At 65.2% G+C, this 19,202-nt stretch carries 19 protein-coding genes; 8 read left to right on the top strand and 11 right to left on the bottom strand.

Annotated elements, in window-relative coordinates; translation table 11 throughout:
* Positions 1–199: 199 nt before the first annotated feature.
* Genes NFC73_RS03025 through NFC73_RS03015 form a run of 3 tightly spaced genes read right to left on the bottom strand, consistent with a single transcriptional unit; the run spans position 200 to position 2,693 of the window.
* Positions 200–628 carry an HIT family protein gene (locus NFC73_RS03025; RefSeq protein WP_254747509.1) on the bottom strand — a complete coding sequence of 143 codons (429 nt, stop codon included), beginning with the start codon at positions 626–628 and terminating at the stop codon, positions 200–202.
* A complete protein-coding gene (locus NFC73_RS03020) occupies positions 625–1,809 on the bottom strand; it encodes an NAD(P)-dependent alcohol dehydrogenase (protein ID WP_256548517.1) in 1,185 nt (394 codons plus the stop codon). The genes NFC73_RS03025 and NFC73_RS03020 overlap by 4 nt, the downstream gene beginning before the upstream one ends.
* The gene (locus NFC73_RS03015; protein ID WP_254747508.1) at positions 1,806–2,693 is read right to left on the bottom strand and encodes a sulfurtransferase; all 888 of its coding nucleotides are present in this window, start codon (positions 2,691–2,693) and stop codon (positions 1,806–1,808) included. Before NFC73_RS03015 ends, NFC73_RS03020 begins: the two co-directional genes overlap by 4 nt.
* A gap of 100 nt (positions 2,694–2,793) precedes the next feature.
* Between NFC73_RS03015 and NFC73_RS03010 the strand changes: the two genes are divergently transcribed.
* Positions 2,794–3,873, top strand: coding sequence for a PLP-dependent cysteine synthase family protein (locus NFC73_RS03010; RefSeq protein WP_254747507.1), 1,080 nt, complete (start codon positions 2,794–2,796; stop codon positions 3,871–3,873).
* 4 nt (positions 3,874–3,877) lie between these two features.
* Here NFC73_RS03010 and NFC73_RS03005 read toward each other — a convergent pair whose 3' ends face one another.
* A complete protein-coding gene (locus NFC73_RS03005) occupies positions 3,878–4,534 on the bottom strand; it encodes an MBL fold metallo-hydrolase (protein WP_254747506.1) in 657 nt (218 codons plus the stop codon).
* 110 nt (positions 4,535–4,644) lie between these two features.
* On the opposite strand from NFC73_RS03005, the gene NFC73_RS03000 reads away from it, so the two are divergent.
* Positions 4,645–5,127: a Fur family transcriptional regulator gene (locus NFC73_RS03000; RefSeq protein ID WP_252600109.1), complete on the top strand. Its 483-nt coding sequence runs from the start codon at positions 4,645–4,647 to the stop codon at positions 5,125–5,127.
* Positions 5,128–5,171: 44 nt separating this feature from the next.
* Here the strand turns inward: NFC73_RS03000 and NFC73_RS02995 are convergent, their stop codons facing one another.
* From NFC73_RS02995 to NFC73_RS02975, 5 genes are all read right to left on the bottom strand, one after another.
* The gene (locus NFC73_RS02995) at positions 5,172–6,047 is read right to left on the bottom strand and encodes a metal ABC transporter permease (protein WP_254747504.1); all 876 of its coding nucleotides are present in this window, start codon (positions 6,045–6,047) and stop codon (positions 5,172–5,174) included.
* Positions 6,047–6,862 carry a metal ABC transporter ATP-binding protein gene (locus tag NFC73_RS02990; protein WP_254747502.1) on the bottom strand — a complete coding sequence of 272 codons (816 nt, stop codon included), beginning with the start codon at positions 6,860–6,862 and terminating at the stop codon, positions 6,047–6,049. Before NFC73_RS02990 ends, NFC73_RS02995 begins: the two co-directional genes overlap by 1 nt.
* Entirely contained in the window at positions 6,859–7,857 is a 999-nt protein-coding gene (locus NFC73_RS02985; RefSeq protein WP_254747499.1) for a metal ABC transporter solute-binding protein, Zn/Mn family, read from the bottom strand. Before NFC73_RS02985 ends, NFC73_RS02990 begins: the two co-directional genes overlap by 4 nt.
* 115 nt (positions 7,858–7,972) lie before the next feature.
* A complete protein-coding gene (locus tag NFC73_RS02980) occupies positions 7,973–9,043 on the bottom strand; it encodes a hemolysin family protein (RefSeq protein WP_254747497.1) in 1,071 nt (356 codons plus the stop codon).
* On the bottom strand, positions 9,040–10,374 hold the full coding sequence (locus tag NFC73_RS02975; RefSeq protein ID WP_254747495.1) for a hemolysin family protein: 1,335 nt from the start codon (positions 10,372–10,374) through the stop codon (positions 9,040–9,042). Before NFC73_RS02975 ends, NFC73_RS02980 begins: the two co-directional genes overlap by 4 nt.
* A 500-nt stretch (positions 10,375–10,874) precedes the next feature.
* On the opposite strand from NFC73_RS02975, the gene NFC73_RS02970 reads away from it, so the two are divergent.
* The 5 genes from NFC73_RS02970 (at position 10,875) to NFC73_RS20940 (ending at position 17,154) form a co-directional block, all read left to right on the top strand.
* On the top strand, positions 10,875–14,675 hold the full coding sequence (locus NFC73_RS02970; protein ID WP_254747493.1) for a multifunctional oxoglutarate decarboxylase/oxoglutarate dehydrogenase thiamine pyrophosphate-binding subunit/dihydrolipoyllysine-residue succinyltransferase subunit: 3,801 nt from the start codon (positions 10,875–10,877) through the stop codon (positions 14,673–14,675).
* A 121-nt stretch (positions 14,676–14,796) separates the two neighbouring features.
* Complete coding sequence (locus tag NFC73_RS02965; RefSeq protein WP_099093407.1) at positions 14,797–15,396, top strand: GDSL-type esterase/lipase family protein; 600 nt, start codon at positions 14,797–14,799, stop codon at positions 15,394–15,396.
* A 101-nt stretch (positions 15,397–15,497) separates the two neighbouring features.
* Entirely contained in the window at positions 15,498–16,340 is an 843-nt protein-coding gene (locus NFC73_RS02960) for a DUF4097 family beta strand repeat-containing protein (protein ID WP_254747491.1), read from the top strand.
* Positions 16,340–16,951, top strand: a complete 612-nt coding sequence (locus tag NFC73_RS02955) for a PadR family transcriptional regulator (protein ID WP_254747489.1) — start codon at positions 16,340–16,342, stop codon at positions 16,949–16,951. The genes NFC73_RS02960 and NFC73_RS02955 overlap by 1 nt, the downstream gene beginning before the upstream one ends.
* Before the next feature lie 128 nt (positions 16,952–17,079).
* Complete coding sequence (locus tag NFC73_RS20940; RefSeq protein WP_104061284.1) at positions 17,080–17,154, top strand: 50S ribosomal protein bL37; 75 nt, start codon at positions 17,080–17,082, stop codon at positions 17,152–17,154.
* 127 nt (positions 17,155–17,281) lie between these two features.
* Here the strand turns inward: NFC73_RS20940 and rsrA are convergent, their stop codons facing one another.
* Together rsrA and NFC73_RS02945 are read right to left on the bottom strand one after the other, a co-directional pair.
* Positions 17,282–17,542, bottom strand: a complete 261-nt coding sequence (rsrA, locus tag NFC73_RS02950; RefSeq protein WP_254747487.1) for a mycothiol system anti-sigma-R factor — start codon at positions 17,540–17,542, stop codon at positions 17,282–17,284.
* Positions 17,539–18,348: a sigma-70 family RNA polymerase sigma factor gene (locus NFC73_RS02945; RefSeq protein ID WP_254747485.1), complete on the bottom strand. Its 810-nt coding sequence runs from the start codon at positions 18,346–18,348 to the stop codon at positions 17,539–17,541. Before NFC73_RS02945 ends, rsrA begins: the two co-directional genes overlap by 4 nt.
* A 316-nt stretch (positions 18,349–18,664) precedes the next feature.
* On the opposite strand from NFC73_RS02945, the gene NFC73_RS02940 reads away from it, so the two are divergent.
* Positions 18,665–19,201 (top strand): DoxX family protein, encoded by a 537-nt coding sequence (locus NFC73_RS02940; RefSeq protein ID WP_254747483.1) that lies wholly within the window; start codon positions 18,665–18,667, stop codon positions 19,199–19,201.
* Position 19,202 lies beyond the last annotated feature (1 nt).

Here is a 19,202-nt window from a genome sequence, read left to right as displayed (position 1 = left end):
AAGCCAAGCGGGCGGAACGACCCCGTTGTCGCACCCAAGGGTGCTGACCAGAACACGCCGCTAGACGGCCCATTGGTGGCGTTCCGCCCGCCCCACAACCGCCTTGTTCAGCAGCCTCCTAGGCCGCCAGGAAAAAATACCCGGACGGCCCACGGCTGGCCCGAGCAAAGTCCGGGCCAAACCGGCGCGGGCGTCAGGCTCAGCTGGAGGGAACGAACTCCGCGTAGCCGGCGGCCCGAAGCCCGGCACGCAGCTTTTCGGCGTTCGCATCCAGCACCGCGGGATCCGGGTTCTGGTCGGCCGAGGCGAAATCGAAGTCAGCCATGGTCCTGGACGGCCACACGTGGACGTGCAGGTGGTTGATCTCGTACCCGGCCACAATCAGCCCCGCCCGCTCGGCGGGGAAGACGTCCAGCTGCACCGCACCGATCCGGCGGGCCACTTCCATCACCTTCGCGAGGGTTTCCGGGGACGCATCCGTCCAGCGGTCAACCTCCTCGGTGGGGACCACCAGGGTGTGCCCGTTGGCCAGGGGACCCGTGGTCAGGAAGGCCGCAACGTCGGCCTCCCGCCAGACGAAGCGTCCGGGGATCTCGCCATTGATGATTTTGGTGAACAGGGTGCTCATGCGTCTGCCTTCTCGGCCGGAGCCTGCAGGGTGCTGGTGTCCAGCACAAACCGGTATTTCACGTCGCCTGCCACCATGCGGTCGTAGGCCTCATTCAGCTGGTCTGCGCGCACCAGTTCGATATCCGCCACTACTCCGTGCTCGGCGCAGAAGTCGAGCATCTCCTGAGTTTCGGCGATGCCGCCGATCAGCGAGCCAGCGTACGCGATCCGCCGCCGGATCAGGGCCCCCGGATTCACCGGCGGCATGGCGTCGGAGGGCAGGCCCAGCTGAAACAGCGCACCGTCCACGCGCAGGGTGCGGAAAAACGGATTCAGGTCGTGTGGAGCAGCCACGGTGTCGATGATGAGGTCGATGGTGCGGTCCGCGGCGGCCATGGCATCTTTGTCCCGGGACAGGATCACTTCGTCGGCCCCGAGTTCCAGTGCGGCCGGCACCTTGGCTTCGGAGGTGGTGAACACCACCACCCGCGCCCCCATGGCCTTGGCGAGCTTCACGGCCATGTGTCCGAGCCCGCCGAGCCCCACCACGCCCACCACGTCGCCTTCCTCCACGTCGAAGTGCCGCAAGGGAGAGAACGTGGTGACGCCTGCGCAGAGCAAGGGGGCGACGGCGGCCGGGTCCAGGTTGCCGGGCACTCGGACCACGTAGCGCCGGTCCACCACCACGGCGGACGAGTAACCGCCCTGGGTGATGGCATCGCCGTTGCGGGGATCCTTGGCGCCGTAAGTCCCGATCAGCCCGATTTCGCAGTACTGTTCCAGGCCGTCCAGGCAGCTCTTGCATTCACGGCAGGAATCAACCATGCATCCGACGCCCACGCGGTCGCCCGGGATGAAGTCAGTCACGGCCGAGCCGACGCGGCTGACGGTTCCGACAATCTCGTGGCCGGGGACCAGCGGATATTTCTGGCTGCCCCATTCACCACGCGTGGCGTGCACGTCCGAGTGGCACAGGCCGCAGAATTCGATGGCAATCTCGACGTCGTCCGCTTTGGGGGCACGCCGGGCCAGCGTCAGGGGTGCCAGGCCGCTGTCGGCGGAAGCCGCGCCGTACGCGGCTGCCAGCACCCCGGTGCCGGGAACGGTGTCCAGGCCCGTAGCGGGATTAGCAGCAAGAGCATCGTCGTTCGGCAATACGGGGCGGGCAAGGGGCGGCGGTACGGGGCGTCCTGGGGTCATCCTTCGACGCTACCCCCGCGGGCCGCCGCATGGCCACTCGGGCCACTGCCCGTCGCCACCGGCAGGGCCGGATTGTTCGACCATTCCGAGAAGGATCCCGGATAGAGGGCTGCCCGGAATCCGGCGATTTCAAGGGCCGCCACCTCATGGGCGGCGGTCACGCCCGAGCCGCAGTACACGGCCACCGGGACGTCGTCACGGACGCCGAGGTCCTCGAACCGGCGCCGCAGCTCACCAGCTGGCAGGAAGTGCCCGGCCCCGTCCACGTTCTCCGTTGTGGGTGCGCTGCGGGCGCCCGGAATGTGGCCGGCGCGGGGATCAACGGGTTCAAATTCGCCCCGGTACCTTTCGCCGGCCCGGGCATCCAGGAGGACGCCAGTTGCCGGCCAGTCTGCCGCTCCGGCCGCGTCGATACTGGGCATCCTGCCTCCGGCAGGAGAAACATCAAAGGAAACACGCCCGACGACGGCGTGCACGGGTCCGGTATCCAGCGGCAGTCCGGCGTCCCGCCAGACGGCCAGTCCGCCGTCGAGCAGGTACACGTCCTGGAACCCGGCATTGCGGAGCATCCACCAGAGCCGGGCGGCAGCCATGTTGCCGCTGTTGTCATAGGCCACCACAACGTCGCCGTTATTGATCCCCCAGCGCCTGGCAGTTTCCTGGAATTCCGCGTCCGTGGGCAGCGGGTGCCTGCCGCGGGCCGGGGTGGCCGGCGTCGCCAACTCGGTGGCGAGGTCCACAAAAACTGCCCCGGGGAGGTGCCCCTCAAGGTAGTGTTCCCGGCCGTGCGGATCCCCCAGCGCCCAGCGGACGTCCAACACCACGGTTCGCTGGCCGGCGTCGAGACGCGCCGCCAAAGCCGGGACAGCCATCAGTGGACCCATCGTTCTCCTTGCAATTTGTGCTTGTGAGGTGTGCAGTCGCTGATCCAACTCTAGCTGCGGCAGAACGGCTGGCGTGGAGGGCCGACGGTAGGCTGGTCCGGTGAAGAACGCGAGCGCGGACCGGGCCTGGGCTGACCAGGCCATCAGAAAAGTCAATGCGGAAAACAACCGGTCCGCCGATACCCATCTCTACTCGGTACCGCTCCCGCAGCACTGGGGCGTCCAGCTTTACCTCAAGGACGAATCCACGCACCGTTCGGGGAGCCTCAAACACCGGCTGGCCCGCTCGCTGTTCCTCTTCGGCCTGGTCAACGGCTGGATCCGCGAAGGTACCACCATAGTGGAGGCGTCCAGCGGCAGCACCGCTGTTTCGGAGGCATATTTCGCGCAGCTCCTGGGCCTGCCGTTCGTAGCGGTCATGACCCGCACGACGAGCCCGGAGAAGATCGCGCTGATCGAACAGTTCGGCGGCTCGTGCCTGTTGGTTGACCACGCATCGGAGGTTTATGCTGCGGCGGCGGACATCGCTACCACGTCCAACGGCCACTACATGGACCAGTTCACGTACGCGGAGCGGGCCACGGACTGGCGCGGCAACAACAACATCGCGGAGTCCATCTTCGGGCAGCTGGCGCTGGAGGAACACCCCGTCCCCCGCTGGATCGTGGTGGGTGCAGGGACCGGAGGTACCAGTGCGACCATTGGCCGCTACCTGCGCTACCGCGGCCACAACACGCGCCTTGCGGTGGTGGACCCGGAGAATTCCGCGTTTTACCCCGGCTGGCTGAGCGGTGGGAGTGAGGCCAGCACCGGCCTGCCGTCACGGATCGAAGGAATCGGCCGGCCGCGGCTGGAACCGAGCTTTGTGCCCGCCGTCATCGACCACATGATCCAGGTTCCCGATGCCGCCTCCGTCGCAGCCATGCGGCACCTGCGCACGGTCGCCGACCTGCACGCCGGACCGTCCACGGGCACCAACCTGTGGGGTGTCTGGCAGCTTGTGGCGGAAATGGTGGCCGAGGGACAGCGCGGCAGCATTGTGTCGTTGATGTGCGACGGCGGCGACCGCTATGCGGGCAACTACTACAATCCCGCGTGGCTGTCAGGGCAGGGCCTGGACCCCGAGCCGTATGAGGAAGTCATCCGCAAGTTTTTCGAGACCGGCGTCTGGAATATGTAGCCCATCAGACCTCCACTGATTCCCGGGGAGCAAGGCGGGTGTACTCGGTGCCGTATTTCCGGCCCAGCCGGGCAACATGGGATTCTGCCACCTTCAGGCCCGTTTCGTTGAGCAGCCCGTCGTGGATCTGGAACGCACGCGGGGCCCGGACGGCAATAACAAAATCCACTACCTCGCTGACCTTGCTCCACGGCGCGTGGAGCGGAACCAGCAGCGTCTGTACGCTGAGGCCGTCCGGGATGATGAAAGAGTCCCCCGGGTGGTAGACGTTGCCGTCCACCAGGTAGCCGATGTTGGCCACGATGGGAACCTGCGGGTGGATCAGTGCGTGCTGTCCGCCGAAGCTGCGCACGTTGAAGCCGGCCGCGTCGAAACTGGAACCGGGTTCAACCGTGTGGATCCGCACTGCGGCCTGCGGCGCTTCCTCCCGCAGACGGGCGGCCACTCCGGCCGGCGCGAAGACCGCCAGGACGTCAGAGCGGCGCATTGCGTTGACCATGGCCGGCACATCCACATGGTCGGCGTGCTCGTGCGTGATCAGCACGGCCTGAGCCCCGGCCAGGGCCTCGGCCGTTTCGGAGAAGGTTCCCGGGTCCAGCACCAGCACCCCGCCGTCCTTCTCAAGCCGGACGCACGCGTGGGTGTATTTTGTCAGCTTCATAGCGCCAGCCTAGGGTCCGGCCCCAGGCCTGTCCACGGGGCGTCCGGCTGTTCAGCCCCGGCTGGTAATCTTGATGATTGCCACCGTCCCTCAGGGAAGCGAGTACCTTCATGCCGTTCGGCACCAAAGCTGACGCCACGCCGTCGACGGCTGCATCCGGCGCAGGCACCGTTAGTGTGCCCGGCAAGGAGCAGCGCGTCACCAAGCAGCGTGTGGCCGTCAGTGCTGCGCTGGACGAGCTGGATGACTTCGTCAGCACGCAGGAGCTATACCGCATCCTGCAGAACAAGGGCGTCTCAGTTTCCCTGGCAACCGCGTACCGGATCCTGCAGTCCCTCGCCGACGAGGGCCTCGTGGACGTGCTGCGCAACGGCGAGGGCGAAGCCGTTTACCGGCGCTGTGCCGTGACCGGGCACCACCATCACCTGCTGTGCCGCAACTGCGGGAAGGCCGTGGAAGTCGAGGCCCCGGCCGTGGAAACCTGGGCCGCCCGGATCGCCACCGAACATGGCTACACGGAGGTGGCGCACACCGTGGAGATCTTCGGCCTGTGCCCGGAGTGCACAACCCTCAGGGCCGCCGGCAAGCTCTGACGGCCAGCGCCGCCGCAACCTTAAGCATCCGGCGTATGCCCGTGTCAGCGGGCGTGCACCAGCCGGCCGTTGATGCCACGCTTGGCCCGGACACTGCCGACGACGCGGCACACCACGTAGATCAGGAATGACAGTGTGGTGACGTAAGGGCTGATGGGGATCCGTCCGCCCAGGGCCAGCAAGATTCCGCCCACCGTAGCCGTGACGGCGAAAACAACACTGAGCGCCACCACGGCCACGGGAGCGGACGTCACGCGGAGCGCCGCGGCTGCGGGAGTGATCAGCAAGGCGAGCACCAGGAGCGCCCCCACCACCTGGATGGACAGCGCTACGCTGACTCCGAGCAGGACCATGAAGATCAGCGCGAGCGTCCGGACGGGCACCCCGCGGGCTTCGGCCAGTTCGGGATCAAGGCTGGCAAAGTTCAGCGGGCGCCAGATGGCTGCCAGGGCTGCAATGACCAGCACAGCGGCGCCTGCAAGGACTTGGAGCTGGACGGTGTCCACGGACACGATCTGCCCCGTGAGCAGGCCGAATTTGTTGGCGGCCCGGCCTTCGTAAAGCGACAGGAACAGGATGCCGAGCCCCAGGCCGAAGGGCATGATCACCCCGATGATGGAGTTTTTGTCCCGCGCCCGGACACCCATCAGGCCCAGGAGCAGCGCCGCCGCCACCGAGCCGATGAGCGAGCCAAACACGATGTCCGAGCCGATCAGGAGCGCAAACGCCGCCCCGGCGAAGGAGAGCTCCGAGATGCCGTGGACGGCGAAGGCCAGGTCCCGTTTCATCACGAAAGTGCCCACCAGCCCGCCCAGCAGGCCCAACACGGCCCCGGCCCAGATGGAGTTCTGGACCAACACCAGCAGCTCTCCGTAGTTCTCGAAGCTGAAGATCGCTCCGATAATGCTGTCCGCGTCCATCAGGCCACCTCCCCCACCGTGGCGTGGACATCGGCGTGATGGTGCGTGGTCGCGTCGGGGAGGCCGATGACGACGATGCGCCCGTTCGCGTGGATGACTTCCACGTGGCTGCCATAGAGCTCTGACAGGACCTCGGTGGTCATGACCTCTTCCGGGGTCCCCACGCGGAACCGCCCGCCGACCAGGTACAGCACCCGGTCAACGTAGTCGATGATGGGGTTGATTTCATGGGTGACAAAAACCACCGCGCTGTTCTGGGCGTGGCACTGCTTGTTGATCAGCGCGCTGACGGCCTGCTGATGGTGCAGGTCCAGGGACAGCAACGGTTCGTCACAGAGGAGGACCCTGGGGTCCGTGGCCAGCGCCTGGGCCACCCGGAGTCGCTGCTGCTCACCGCCGGAGAGCTGGCCCACCGGGACTTTGGCGTAGTCACTGGCGCCCACCAGCTCCAGCAGCTCATCGATCCTGCGGTTTGCCCGGGACTTGCCCAGCCGCAGCCCCCAGCGGTGGCCGTCCACGCCGAGCCCCACCAGGTCGCGCGCACGCATGGGGGTGTCCGGAGCAAAGGATTTCTGCTGCGGAATGTAGCCGATCAGGTTGCTGCCCCGCTCCACCGGACGGTCGCCAAGGGTGGCCCGGCCGGACTGCAGTTCCTGCAGGCCCAGGAGAACCTTGAGGAAACTGGTCTTTCCGCTGCCGTTGGGGCCCAGGACGGCGAAAAACTCACCGGGCCTGATGTCCAGGTCGAGATCCTCCCAGAGCAAGCGTTTGCCGAACTGCAGGGACGCCCCGCGGAGGCTGACCACCGGTTTCAACTATTTTTCTCCAAGACTTTGCTGACGTTATCAACATTGTCCGTCATCCACTGCAGGTACGTCTTGCCTTCGGGCAGGGTTTCGCTGAAGTCAATGACGGGAACGCCTGCTGCTTCGGCCGCCTTTTTCAGCGCCTGCGTCTGGGTTCCCTCTGTCTGCGCGTTGTACGCCAGGAACCTGATGTCCTTGGATCCGGCCAGGTCCGTGGCTGCCTTCAGCACCGCGGGCGGGACGTCCGAGCCTTCCTCGATCGCGGCGGTGTAGTCGGCCGGAGTCTTGTTCTCCAGCCCGGCTGCTTCGAGCAGGTACAGCGGGACGGGTTCGGTCACGGCCACGGCTGCGCCGGTTCCGTTGGCCTTCAGCGCGGCGAGCTTGACGGCCAGGCCGTCTACCCCGGCCTTGAAGGTTGCGGCATTGGACGTGAACAGGGCGGCTGATCCCGGTTCCAGTTCACCCAGTTTGGCCGCCAGTGAATCAGCGAGCTTGCCCATGGCATCCATGCTGTACCAGGCGTGCTCGTTGATCTCACCGTGCTCGTGGTGGTGGCCGCCAGCTGACTCGCTCGCCGCCGACGGCGAATCGGGGTGGCCTTCCTCCGGAGCCAGGCCGCCCACTTCGGTGGCCGTGACGATATTGCTGTGCGGGATGTTGCTGTCGTCGGCCATCTTGTGGAGGAAGGCGTCGTAGCCGCCGCCGTTCTCGATCACCAGTTCCGCCTTGGACACCAGCAGCCGGTCCTGGGCGGTGGCCTCATACGAATGCGGGTCCTGGCTGGTCTTGGTGATGATGGAGGTGATGTTGACTTTGTCCCCGCCGATGATCGCGGCGATGTCCCCGTACACGTTGGTGGACGCCACCACGTCGACGACGCCGGCGGAAGACTCCGTGCCGGACGTCGCCGACGGCGCACCGCCTCCGGAGCCGCAGGCGGTGAGCAGCAGGCTCACGCCGGCGAGGGCTGCGAGGGACGTTCGGATGGCGGCGGGGTGGCGCACGGGAACCTCAGTTCAGTACAGGGATGGACAGTTGCGTCTCCCAAAAGCTTACCCCTAAATGTGAATGATTCCTATTTAGGATAGCCGGGCCGGTCCCGTGCGGAGCCGGGCGCGCTCAGTCACCATTCGGCTCGCCCAGCCTCCTGATGCCTGTGGCCTGCGTGGCGTCCCGGATCTCTCCCACCAGCTGCTCGATCACGTCTTCCAGGAAGAGGACGCCGTGGGTCTGCCCGTCCGCGCCGATCACGCGGGCCAGGTGTGAGCCCGTGCGCTGCATGACGGACATGGCCGTTTCAACTTCGTCGTCCAGCGCGAGGTTGGCCAGCGACCGGATCCTGCTCTCGGCGATGGGGTGCTGGTAGTCCGACTCGGGAATGGACAGCACATCCTTCACGTGGAGGTACCCGGACAGCATGCCGTCATCGTCCAGCATCGGGAACCTTGAAAAACCGGTCCTGCTGACGGCTTTTTCAAACTCCACCGGCGTGGTGGCCGCCTTCAGCATGACCAGGTCGTCCAGCGGAACCATGATGTCCGACGCCGTGTGTTCGGAAAATTCCAGGGCGCCGGTGATCAGGCCCGCGTGATCATCCACCAGCCCGTGGCGGGTGGATTCCTGCACGATCGACTGGACCTCTTCGAGCGTGAAGGACGAGTTCACCTCATCCTTGGGCTCAATCCGCAGCAGCTTGAGGATGTGGTTGGCCGACCAGTTCAGCGCGACGATGGCCGGGTTGACCAGCTTGGCAACAAACATCAGCGGCGGCGCCAGCAGCAAGGCAGCCTTGTCCGCCACCGATACCGAGATGTTCTTCGGTACCATCTCGCCGAATGTCACGTGAAGGAAGGTCACCACCATCAGGGCAATCGCGAACGCTGCGACGTCGGCAACTTCCATCGGCAACCCGACTGCTTCCAGGGGAGCCGCCATCAGGTGGTGGATGGCCGGTTCGGCCACTTGCAGGATCAGCAGCGAGCACACGGTGATGCCCAACTGCGCGCAGGCCAGCATCAATGAGACGTTTTCCATGGCGCGCAACGTGGTCTGTGCCCGCTTGGAACCGGCCTCGGCAAGGGGTTCGATCTGGCTGCGCCTGGCCGACATCACGGCGAACTCGGCGCCGACAAAAAATGCGTTACCCAGCAGGAGGACAACCAGCCAGGCGATTCCGGCCCAGTCACTCATCGTTCACTCCCGTCTTCCGGAGCAGGCTCCGCTTCAGGCGCCGCCGGATGGAAGGAGATCCGCTCGATCCTTCGGCCGTCCATCCTGGTCACGCTCAGCGTGCCTCCGCCTACGTCGACGGTGTCCCCCACTGCGGCGATCCGGCCCAGTTCACTCATGACGTACCCGCCCACGGTTTCGTAGGCGGCTTCGTCCGGAACGGTCAGCCCCGGGATCTGTTCGGAAAGCTCGTCGGGGCGCAGCAACCCGGGGAAGTACCAGTCCCCGGAGGCGCTCTGGAGCAGTCCCGGGCGTACCTTGTCGTGCTCGTCGGACACTTCACCGACGATTTCCTCCACCAGGTCCTCAAGCGTGGCGATGCCTGCGGTTCCGCCGTATTCATCCAGGACAATCGCGAGCTGGAGGTTTCCCTCGCGCAGCTCGGCCAGGAGGGCATCGAGGTGGATGGTCTCCGGCACGCGGAGGACATCGGTCATGATGGCCCCTGCCTCCAGGTTGGCCCGCCGGTCCCACGGCACGGCAACGGCCTTCTTGACGTGGACCAGGCCCTTGATGTCGTCGGAGGACTCCCCGATGACGGGGAAACGGGAGTACCCGGTGCGCCGGGCGGCGTCCAGGATGTCCGAGACAGGCTGGTCTGCGTCGATGGTTTCCATCCGGATCCGGGGCGTCATAACATCGGCGGCCGTCCGGGCCGAGAAGTTCAGGGTGCGGGCCACAAAGTTGGCCGTCCCGGCGTCGAGCGTTCCCATGGCGGCGGAGCGCCGCACCAGGGAGGCGAGCTCGGCCGGCGTCCGGGCACCGGAAATTTCTTCCTTGGCCTCCAGGCCAAAGACGTTCAGTACCTTGTTGGAAAAGCCGTTGAGCACCACGATGGCGGGCTTGAAGATGGCCGTAAAGACCAGCTGCGGCCGCGCCAGCGCCTTGCCCACTTGGAAGGACAGCGCAATGGCCATGTTCTTGGGCACGAGTTCGCCAAGCAGCATGGACAGCAGTGTGGCCAGCGCCATGGCGATGACCAGGGAAACGGATGCCGCCGCCACTTCGGGAATACCGACGGCGGCCAACGGGCCCTCGAGGAGGCGTCCTACCGACGGTTCCATCACGTAACCGGTCAGAAGGGTGGTGAGGGTGATGCCGAGCTGGCAGCTGGAAAGCTGGGTTGAGAGGGATTTCAGGCACTTGAGCAGCGGAATGGCACCCGTGTCACCGTTATCGATGGCACGCTGGACGGTGGCCTGGTCAAGGGCAATCAGGGAAAATTCGACGGCGACGAAGAAGCCGGTGCCGGCGATCAGCAGGAGGCCTGCCGCGAGGAGCAACCACTCCATTCAGCATCCCGCCCGAAAGTCGGGAGAAACTGTGTGAAGCCGGGGGAAACGGACCGGCGGGGGATGATCGGCCGAAGCCGACGCTGTTTCCATAGGGGCTCCGCCGGGGTGGGCTGACGGAGAATGATGGGCGCGTGTTCGGGGTTTGCCGGCTCTGCGGGTGGACTGCGCGGTGCTGTACGTCATGCTCCGCTGACAGCCCCCAGGCCGGCACCTAGATTTACTGTCCATAAGAAGTTCAGTCTACAGGAGCAGATTGTGGCTTTCGGATGGCCGCACCGAGATCCCGGCGAACCCGCGCCGGGACGGTTCCCGGACGCCACAATCCGTGATCTCCGCGTCATTGCCATGATTTGGGTCACCGTTATTGGCAGTTAACAGAGAATGCTCATTAGACTGGCAACGGTCCGGGTTCAGGACGCAGAGACTGGTTCGAATGTTGTGCTGCGGCACCGTGGCGGCCAGAGAGAAATCAAACTCATGGAAGAGGCGTATTTCAAGTGCCAGAGCAGCCTAGCCACCGTCTACCAGAGGAATTTGGCGGAAACGAGTGGCTCGTTGACGAACTGTACGAGCAGTATCAGAAAGACAAGAACACGGTGGATACCAAATGGTGGCCCCTTTTCGAGTCCTTCGATTCAGGCAGCGGTTCTTCTTCCAACGGAAGCACGGCGGTAGCCGTGGCCCACCCAGCAACCCGCGAAATGCCGGCTGTACCGCCGGCACCTCCGGCTGCTGCAACTGCTGCACCGGCAACGTCGCCGGCCGCTCAGCCCGCAGCGCCGGCCACCGCCCCTGCGGCGGCAAAGAAAGCTCCCGCTACGGTCGCCCGCGATGGCGCGAAGAAGACCGAGCCCGGAACCGGCGCCCAGCCGATTCCCGCCCAGCTTCCCAAGAACGTCAAGGCACCCACGGCTCCGGAAGAGGACGTGGTCTCCGTTCTTCGTGGCCCGGCCAAGGCCATCGCCACCAACATGGTCACCAGCCTTGAGGTCCCCACGGCCACCAGCGTCCGGGCTATTCCGGCCAAGCTGTTGATCGATAACCGCGTGGTCATCAACTCCAACCTGGCCCGTGCACGCGGCGGCAAGGTTTCCTTCACGCACCTCATCGGCTACGCCGTGATCCGGGCACTCGCCCAGTTCCCCTCGATGAACGTCTACTACGACGAAATCGATGGCAAGCCCAGCGCTATCCAGCCGGCCCACGTCAACTTCGGCATCGCCATTGACATGCCCAAGCCGGACGGCACGCGCCTGCTTATGGTGCCCAACATCAAGAAGGCGGAGACCCTCAACTTCTCCGAGTTCTGGCACACCTATGAAGACCTCATCAAGCGTGCCCGCGCCGGCAAGCTGACCGCTGACGACCACTCCGGCACTACGGTGTCCCTGACCAACCCCGGCGGCATCGGCACCGTTCACTCCGTGCCGCGCCTGTCCAAGGGTCAGGCTGCCATCATCGGCGTCGGTGCGCTGGACTACCCGGCCGAGTTCCAGGGCGCCAGCGAAAAGATCATTGCGCAGAACGCCATCAGCAAGGTCCTCACGCTGACATCCACCTATGACCACCGCGTCATCCAGGGAGCCGGCAGCGGCGAGTTCCTGAAGCTTGTGCACCAGCTGCTGCTCGGTGCCCAGAACTTCTACGACGAAATCTTCGAGTCCCTCCGCATCCCGTACGAGCCCGTTCGCTGGAGCCCGGACCTGCAGGTGGACCCTGCGGACCAGATCAACAAGGTTGCCCGGATCCAGCAGCTGATCCACTCCTACCGTGTGCGCGGCCACTTGATGGCAGACACCGACCCCCTGGAGTACGTCCAGCGCAAGCACCCGGACCTTGACGTCCTCACCTATGGGCTGACCCTGTGGGACCTGGACCGTGAGTGGCCCACCGGCGGTTTCGGCGGCGCCCCCATGCTCAAGTTCCGCGACATCCTCGGGGTCCTCCGTGATGCCTACTGCCGCACCACCGGCATCGAGTACATGCACATCCAGGAGCCGGAGGAACGCAAGTGGTTCCAGGACCAGCTGGAGCACCCTTACTCGAAGCCGAGCCGCGAAGAGCAGCTGCGCATTGTGTCCCGGCTCAATGCGGCCGAAGCGTTTGAAACCTTCCTGCAGACCAAGTTCGTCGGCCAGAAGCGCTTCTCCCTGGAAGGCGGCGAATCCCTGATTCCGCTGCTCGACGCCATCATTTCCGATGCCGCCGACGACGGACTGGACGAGGTTGCAATCGGCATGGCCCACCGCGGCCGCCTGAACGTCCTCACCAACATCGCCGGCAAGACCTATGCCCAGGTGTTCCGCGAATTCGAAGGCACCCAGGATCCCCGCTCCGTGCAGGGCTCCGGCGACGTGAAGTACCACCTCGGTACCGAAGGCACGTTCACCTCGGAAAACGGCAACGAGACCAAGGTCTACCTCGCCGCCAACCCGTCCCACCTCGAGGCTGTCGACTCGGTGCTCGAAGGCATCGTCCGCGCCAAGCAGGACCGCCTGGACCAGGGCGAGGCCTTCCCGGTCCTGCCCCTGATGGTCCACGGCGACGCTGCATTTGCGGGCCAGGGCGTGGTTGCGGAGACACTGAACCTGTCCCAGCTCCGCGGCTACCGGACCGGCGGCACCATCCACGTGGTGGTCAACAACCAGGTGGGCTTCACCACTGCTCCATCGTCGTCGCGTTCATCCACGTACTCCACGGACGTCGCCAAGATGATCCAGGCACCGGTGTTCCACGTGAACGGTGACGATCCCGAGGCCGTGGTGCGCATTGCCCAGCTCGCCTACGAGTTCCGCCAGCGTTTCCACAAGGACGTTGTGATCGACATGGTGTGCTACCGCCGCCGTGGCCACAACGAGGGTGATGACCCCTCGATGACCCAGCCCATGATGTACAACCTGATCGAAGCCAAGCGCTCCGTCCGCAAGCTGTACACCGAGGCGCTCATCGGCCGTGGCGACATCACCGAGGAAGAGGCCGAGCAGCTGCTCCGCGACTACCAGGAACGGCTGGAGCGGGTCTTCGCCGAAACGCACGCGGCCCAGACCTCGCCCATCCCGATCATCACCGCGGACTCCGCCGCCGTCTCCGACATTGAGCGTCCCATCGCCCAGCAGGCTGACTTCGGCACCAACGCCCCGGCGTCCACTGCCATTTCTCCGGAGACCCTGGCACACATCGGCAAGGCCCACGTACAGATCCCCGAGGGCTTCACCGTCCACGCCAAGCTCAAGCAGCTCCTCGAAAAGCGCGAGCAGATGTCCCGCGAAGGCGGCATCGACTGGGGCTTTGGCGAGATCGCGGCCTTCGGTTCGCTGATCATGGAAGGCGTTCCCGTCCGGCTCGCCGGCCAGGACTCGCGCCGCGGCACGTTTGTGCAGCGCCATGCGGTGTTCCACGACCGCGCCAACGGCGGCGAATGGCTGCCCCTGGGCCACCTCTCGGATGACCAGGCGAAACTGTGGATCTACGACTCCCTGCTGTCCGAATACGCGGCCATGGGCTTCGAATACGGCTACTCGGTGGAACGCCCAGATGCCCTGGTGCTGTGGGAAGCGCAGTTCGGTGACTTCGTCAACGGCGCGCAGACCATCATCGATGAGTTCATCTCCTCGGCCGAGCAGAAATGGGGCCAACGCTCCTCCCTGGTCCTGATGCTGCCGCACGGCTACGAAGGCCAGGGCCCGGACCACTCGTCGGCACGCATCGAACGCTTCATGCTGATGTGCGCCGAAGAGAACATGATCGTCGCCAACCCCACCACGGCGGCATCACACTTCCACCTGCTGCGCCGCCAGGCGTACAGCCGGCCGCGCAAACCGCTGATCATCTTCACGCCGAAGCAGCTGCTGCGCCTCAAGGCAGCTGCGTCATCCGTCGAGGACTTCACCACGGGCTCCTTCCGCCCCGTCATCGGTGACCACGAGCAGCTGGCGGCAGACGCCGTCGAACGCGTGCTGCTGGTCTCCGGCCGCCTGTACTACGATCTCCTGTCCACCCGGCAGAAGACCGGTGACAAGACCACCGCGATTGTCCGCGTGGAGCAGCTCTACCCGCTGCCGCACGAAGACATCGCAGCGGAACTGGCCAAGTACCCGAACGCGGAGGTTGTCTGGGCCCAGGACGAGCCCGCCAACCAGGGACCGTGGCCGTTTATGGGCCTGAACCTCCCGGAGGCGCTGGACCGGCGCGTCCGCCTGGTGTCGCGTCCCGCATCGGCCTCCACGGCGGCCGGCTCCATGAAGCGACACGCAGCCGAGCAGGATTCACTGCTGAAGCAGGCATTTGCACGGAAGTAGTCCCAGTGGCTGCCCGGCCGGACGTCGAAATACCAGACTCCGGCCGGGCAGTTCTGTTTAATGAAGATGGATCATAGCCACGCCGATTGGCCTGAATCGGCACGGACGTAAAGAGGGACTTGTGGAAGACAGGAAGCTGCGGATCGCAGCTGTTGGAGATGAACTGCTGGCCGGGCTGGGCGATCCCAGGGCCCTCGGCTGGCTGGGCCGGGTGTTGGCCCGCACTCCTCAGGACGGCATGGTCATGGAAGCGTATGCCCTCCCCTGTCCCCAGGAAGGAACGGAGGGGCTGGCTGCCCGCTGGCAGGAGGAGGCCGGTCGGCGGTTCGGCGACCAGCACGAGAACCGCCTGGTGATCGGCCTCTCGGGCCGGGACATCGAGTTCGGCCTGTCCACCGCCCGGAGCCGCCTGAACCTGGCCAACATCCTGGATACCGCCACGCAGAACCGGATTGAGGTATTTGTGGTGGGCCCGCCGCCCACGCTGGACCCGGTACAGAACCGCCGGCTCGCCGATCTGAACACAGCCTTCGCGGACGTCACCACCAGGCGCAAGCACCTCTATGTGGACACGTTCTCCCCGCTGCTGAACCACGAACAGTGGCGCCAGGACCTTGCGGCCAACACCGGCACACCCGGGCAGGCGGGCTATGGCCTGATGGCCTGGCTGGTCCTCCACCGCGGCTGGTTCCAATGGCTGGGCATGGACGCCCCCGAGTAAGCCTCCCAGCCCTTCCCAATCGCGATATATCTTGACTGCTCCCGGCCGACCGTTATATCTTGGACCATCAGTCACGATATATCGCGGTTTTGGAGGATTTCATGACAGAGGACAGCTGGACCGTCACAGGTCCGCAAACCATCGACGTTGACCACGTCAGGTCGCTAAAGCTGGGCATGGTCCGCGGCCGGTTCGACGTCGTCACCCATGCCGACGCCGTTGCCCGCGTGGAGATCAACGACGTCCAGGGCGATCCCGTGTCGGTGACACTGACAGACGGCCGGCTTGAGGTCCGCCATCAGCTGCACGGCCCGCAGGGCTGGTTCAAGAACCTGATGGGCACGGTCAACCACAACAGCAACAACTCAGCGGTTATCAGTATCGCCCTGCCGGCCGGCGTCGAGGTGGAGGCCGGTACGGTCAGCGGCGATGGCCTTGTGTCCGGAATCAGCGGACGCACGCGGCTCAATACCGTCTCGGGTTCTGTGATGGCAGACGGCACATCCGGGGAACTTCACGTCAACACCGTCAGCGGCGAGGTCATCGCGCGAAACCACGACGGCGTCCTGACCGCCAAGAGCGTCTCCGGCGAGGTCACCGCATCCGGCCGGTTCAGCAACATCCGGGCTCACACGGTCAGCGGCGACATGAGTTTTGACCTGCTCGGGTTTACCCACGACTTCGGTGCCAATTCAGTCTCCGGCGACCTCACGATCAGGCTGCCGCACGACGTCGGGGTGGACATCGTGGCGAAGTCTGCCAGCGGCGTCGTGGTGATTGATGACCAGCAGTACTCACAGCCCGGCGGCAAGGTGGAAACCATTGCCGGACCGGACGGGAAGCTGATGCTGGTCCGGACCAACTCGGTGTCCGGCAAAACGTCCGTCTTCCATGGCCAGCCCACCCGCAATGACGACCCAAGTAGCCCGGAAGCGGGGCACTGATGCCTCCGGTGTTTGCCCACGGCGCGCTCCGGCTGTACCTGCTCGCACTGCTGGAGTCTGGGCCTAAACACGGCTATGAACTGATCAAAGCCCTCAGCGAACGGTTCGGCGGCACCTACTCCCCCAGCGCGGGAACCATCTATCCCCGGCTGGGAAAGCTGGAGGAAGAAGGGCTCGTTGCCACCGAGCCTGTTGGCCGCCGCACCAACTACCGCATCACCGCGGCGGGGCTTGCCGAACTCAACAAGCGCCGGGAGGAACTCGCCGGAGTCGAGAACGACATTTCCGCTTCCGTCCGCCGCCTGGCGGACAACCTGCGGGCGGATATCCGCGCCAACATGCGCGGGTTGCGGGCAGACCTGGCGGCCACCGCAGAGGCGGCCCGTTCCACGGCACGGGCCGCCGATTTCAGGAAAGCCGGCCGCCTGACCTCGGAAGGGTTCCGGGAGCTGAAGGAAGCGGAGATGCTGCTGCAGGCCTTCCGGGATGACCTGCGCGTGGAACTGCGGCTGCAGGCCACCCGGCAACCGATCAGCGCCGTCACGCTGGAAACTGTCAGGACCGTGCTGGACCAGGCGCGCATCTCCATCCGCAACTCGCTGCCCGGCTGAGCTGCGCGGCCGAGCCGCCGGATCGGCGTTGCCCCCAGTCACAGCCCGTTCCGGTTTCGCGGCGTGTCCCATGGTGTGGGAGACTTGGGGGCAGCTCTTTTGAGTACCAACATTTAAGGAGGCCAGCTATGAGCAAGCGTGCACGTAAACGTCGTGACCGTAAGCGTGGCGGCGCGAACCACGGGAAGCGCCCCAACGCCTAAGCTAAAGCTTGGAAAACGGTTTAAGCGAAGGACCCCGGAAGCCACACGGCTTCCGGGGTCCTTCGTCTTTGCACTGGTCTTTCACGCCCACGCGGTCAGATGTCCCTTCAGACGGCTACCGCTAGTGTCAGGCGTCCACCGGGCGGATGGAGTGGATCCGGTCCAGGATGGCGTTCTTCAGGTTTTCGGGAGCGGCCTCGGTGCACGAGCGCTTCACCAGGTTGCGGATCACGCACTCCAGGTCATACTCCTCCGTGCACTCAGGGCACTCATCAAGATGGGTCTTGATTTCCGTGATGTCCTCGCGGGTCAACGCCCCGTCGAGGTATTCGTAGATGCGTTGCATCCGGGCGTCATCGCAGTCGCCCAATCCCTGGCAGTCGCTCATTTCCTGTTCTCCTGTTTTGTGGTCGCGGCCGTGTCCTGTGATTCGACGGCGCCTTTGAATCCTCGTTCGGCGGCATAGTCCGCCAGCATGTCCCGCAACATTTTCCGGCCGCGGTGCAACCGGGACATCACTGTCCCGATCGGCGTGTTCATGATGTCCGAGATCTCCTTGTACGCGAAGCCTTCGACATCGGCGAAGTACACCGCCAGCCGGAACTCCTCGGGAATGGCCTGCAGCGCCCGTTTGACGTCCGAGTCCGGCAGGTGGTCCAGCGCCTCAGCCTCGGCCGAGCGCAGGCCGCGGGACGTATGCGACTCCGCCCTGGCCAGCTGCCAGTCCTCGATGGTGTCCGAGTTCGACTGCAGCGGTTCGCGCTGCCGCTTCCGGTAGAGGTTGATGTACGTGTTGGTCAGGATCCGGTAGAGCCACGCCTTAAGGTTGGTTCCCGGCTTGTACTGATGGAACGCGGAAAACGCCTTGGTGTAGGCCTCCTGGACCAGGTCTTCCGCATCCGCGGGGTTCCTGGCCATCCGCATGGCGGCCGAGTAGAGCTGGTCCACGTACTGCATAGCATCACGCTCAAAACGGACCCGGCGCTCTTCCGCTGATTCGGTGGCGACATCCACGGGTTGCTCGGCAGGCGCAGGCTCAGCCTGCACAGGGACATCCCCTGCAGGCTGCGCGTCTGCAGGCTGCGAGTCACTCCCTGCCGGAGCGTCGCTGCTGGCATCGGCTTCGCCGCTTGTTTTGGCGTCTCGCTCGGAGGCCTCATACATGGCCTCGAGGGCCGGATCCAGGGTGCTCATTGCGTTCAAGTCTACTGTGACGGCCTTGGCGCGCAGCCTTCCGTACTCCGGAGGATCGGATTCCAGGGTCTGCAGTGCTACGTGTCCGGCGGGCTCCGTCCCGTCCTTCAGTAACCTCAAGGGCAACTCCAGTCTGTGTCAGGCCATGGTGTTCCAGGCAAATACCTGCCGGGCAATCCATGGTGAGTCAATTCGTCCGGTGTTCGGCGGACCCGCAAACCATAACCGCTGGCGGCAGGCAAATATTCCCCAAAAGTGCAAGACTAGAACGGACTCCGCCGCATCCGGTGCGGTTCGTCCAGCCAGGAGGAAACCCATGTCCTTTGTCCGTACTCTCGCCCGCCCCATGCTGGCCTCCAGTTTCGTCGTCGCCGGACTGGACAAGCTGAAGAACGCCGATGACACCGCCACCCAGCTCTCGCCGCTCCTGCAGAAGGCGGCCGCGTCGCTGCCGTTCCAGGCCGACGAAAAGATGCTGGCACGGGTGATCGGCGGAACGCAGGTGGGTGCCGGCGTGCTGTTCGGCCTGGGCAAGTTCAGCCGCCTCTCGGCAACACTGCTGACAGTCATCTCGCTCCTGAACACCTTTGTGGAATGGCGCAGCGCAGACATCAGCACCAAGGAAGGCCGCGAGGCCCGCCGAAACCAGCTGCTCAAGAACATTTCCCTCAGCGGCGGCGCACTGCTGGCCTCGGTGGACACCGCCGGCAAGCCGGGCCTGGCCTGGCGTGCCGAGCACCTCGCCGCGGACGCCCGGAAGAGCGCCGCCGGCGCCCGCAAGACCACCGGCAAAAAGCTTCACAAGGCAGACAAGGCCGTGCGCCGTGCCGTCGAACACGCAACGGGGGCGTAAG

It is taken from the genome of Pseudarthrobacter humi (genome assembly GCF_024294965.1).
GTDB classification, from domain to species: domain Bacteria; phylum Actinomycetota; class Actinomycetes; order Actinomycetales; family Micrococcaceae; genus Arthrobacter; species Arthrobacter humi.
This window is presented reverse-complemented; position numbering and strand designations above follow the sequence as displayed.

Coding starts and splice junctions, on each gene's coding strand:
- NFC73_RS02940 (WP_254747483.1), top strand. CDS start 18,665: ATGTCCTTTGTCCGTACTCTCGCCCGCCCCATGCTGGCCTCCAGTTTC.
- NFC73_RS02955 (WP_254747489.1), top strand. CDS start 16,340: ATGCCTCCGGTGTTTGCCCACGGCGCGCTCCGGCTGTACCTGCTCGCA.
- NFC73_RS02960 (WP_254747491.1), top strand. CDS start 15,498: ATGACAGAGGACAGCTGGACCGTCACAGGTCCGCAAACCATCGACGTT.
- NFC73_RS03025 (WP_254747509.1), bottom strand. CDS start 628: ATGAGCACCCTGTTCACCAAAATCATCAATGGCGAGATCCCCGGACGC.
- NFC73_RS02945 (WP_254747485.1), bottom strand. CDS start 18,348: ATGAGCACCCTGGATCCGGCCCTCGAGGCCATGTATGAGGCCTCCGAG.
- NFC73_RS03005 (WP_254747506.1), bottom strand. CDS start 4,534: ATGAAGCTGACAAAATACACCCACGCGTGCGTCCGGCTTGAGAAGGAC.
- NFC73_RS02980 (WP_254747497.1), bottom strand. CDS start 9,043: ATGAGTGACTGGGCCGGAATCGCCTGGCTGGTTGTCCTCCTGCTGGGT.
- NFC73_RS03000 (WP_252600109.1), top strand. CDS start 4,645: ATGCCGTTCGGCACCAAAGCTGACGCCACGCCGTCGACGGCTGCATCC.
- NFC73_RS02995 (WP_254747504.1), bottom strand. CDS start 6,047: ATGGACGCGGACAGCATTATCGGAGCGATCTTCAGCTTCGAGAACTAC.
- NFC73_RS02975 (WP_254747495.1), bottom strand. CDS start 10,374: ATGGAGTGGTTGCTCCTCGCGGCAGGCCTCCTGCTGATCGCCGGCACC.
- rsrA (WP_254747487.1), bottom strand. CDS start 17,542: ATGAGCGACTGCCAGGGATTGGGCGACTGCGATGACGCCCGGATGCAA.
- NFC73_RS03015 (WP_254747508.1), bottom strand. CDS start 2,693: ATGGGTCCACTGATGGCTGTCCCGGCTTTGGCGGCGCGTCTCGACGCC.
- NFC73_RS03020 (WP_256548517.1), bottom strand. CDS start 1,809: ATGACCCCAGGACGCCCCGTACCGCCGCCCCTTGCCCGCCCCGTATTG.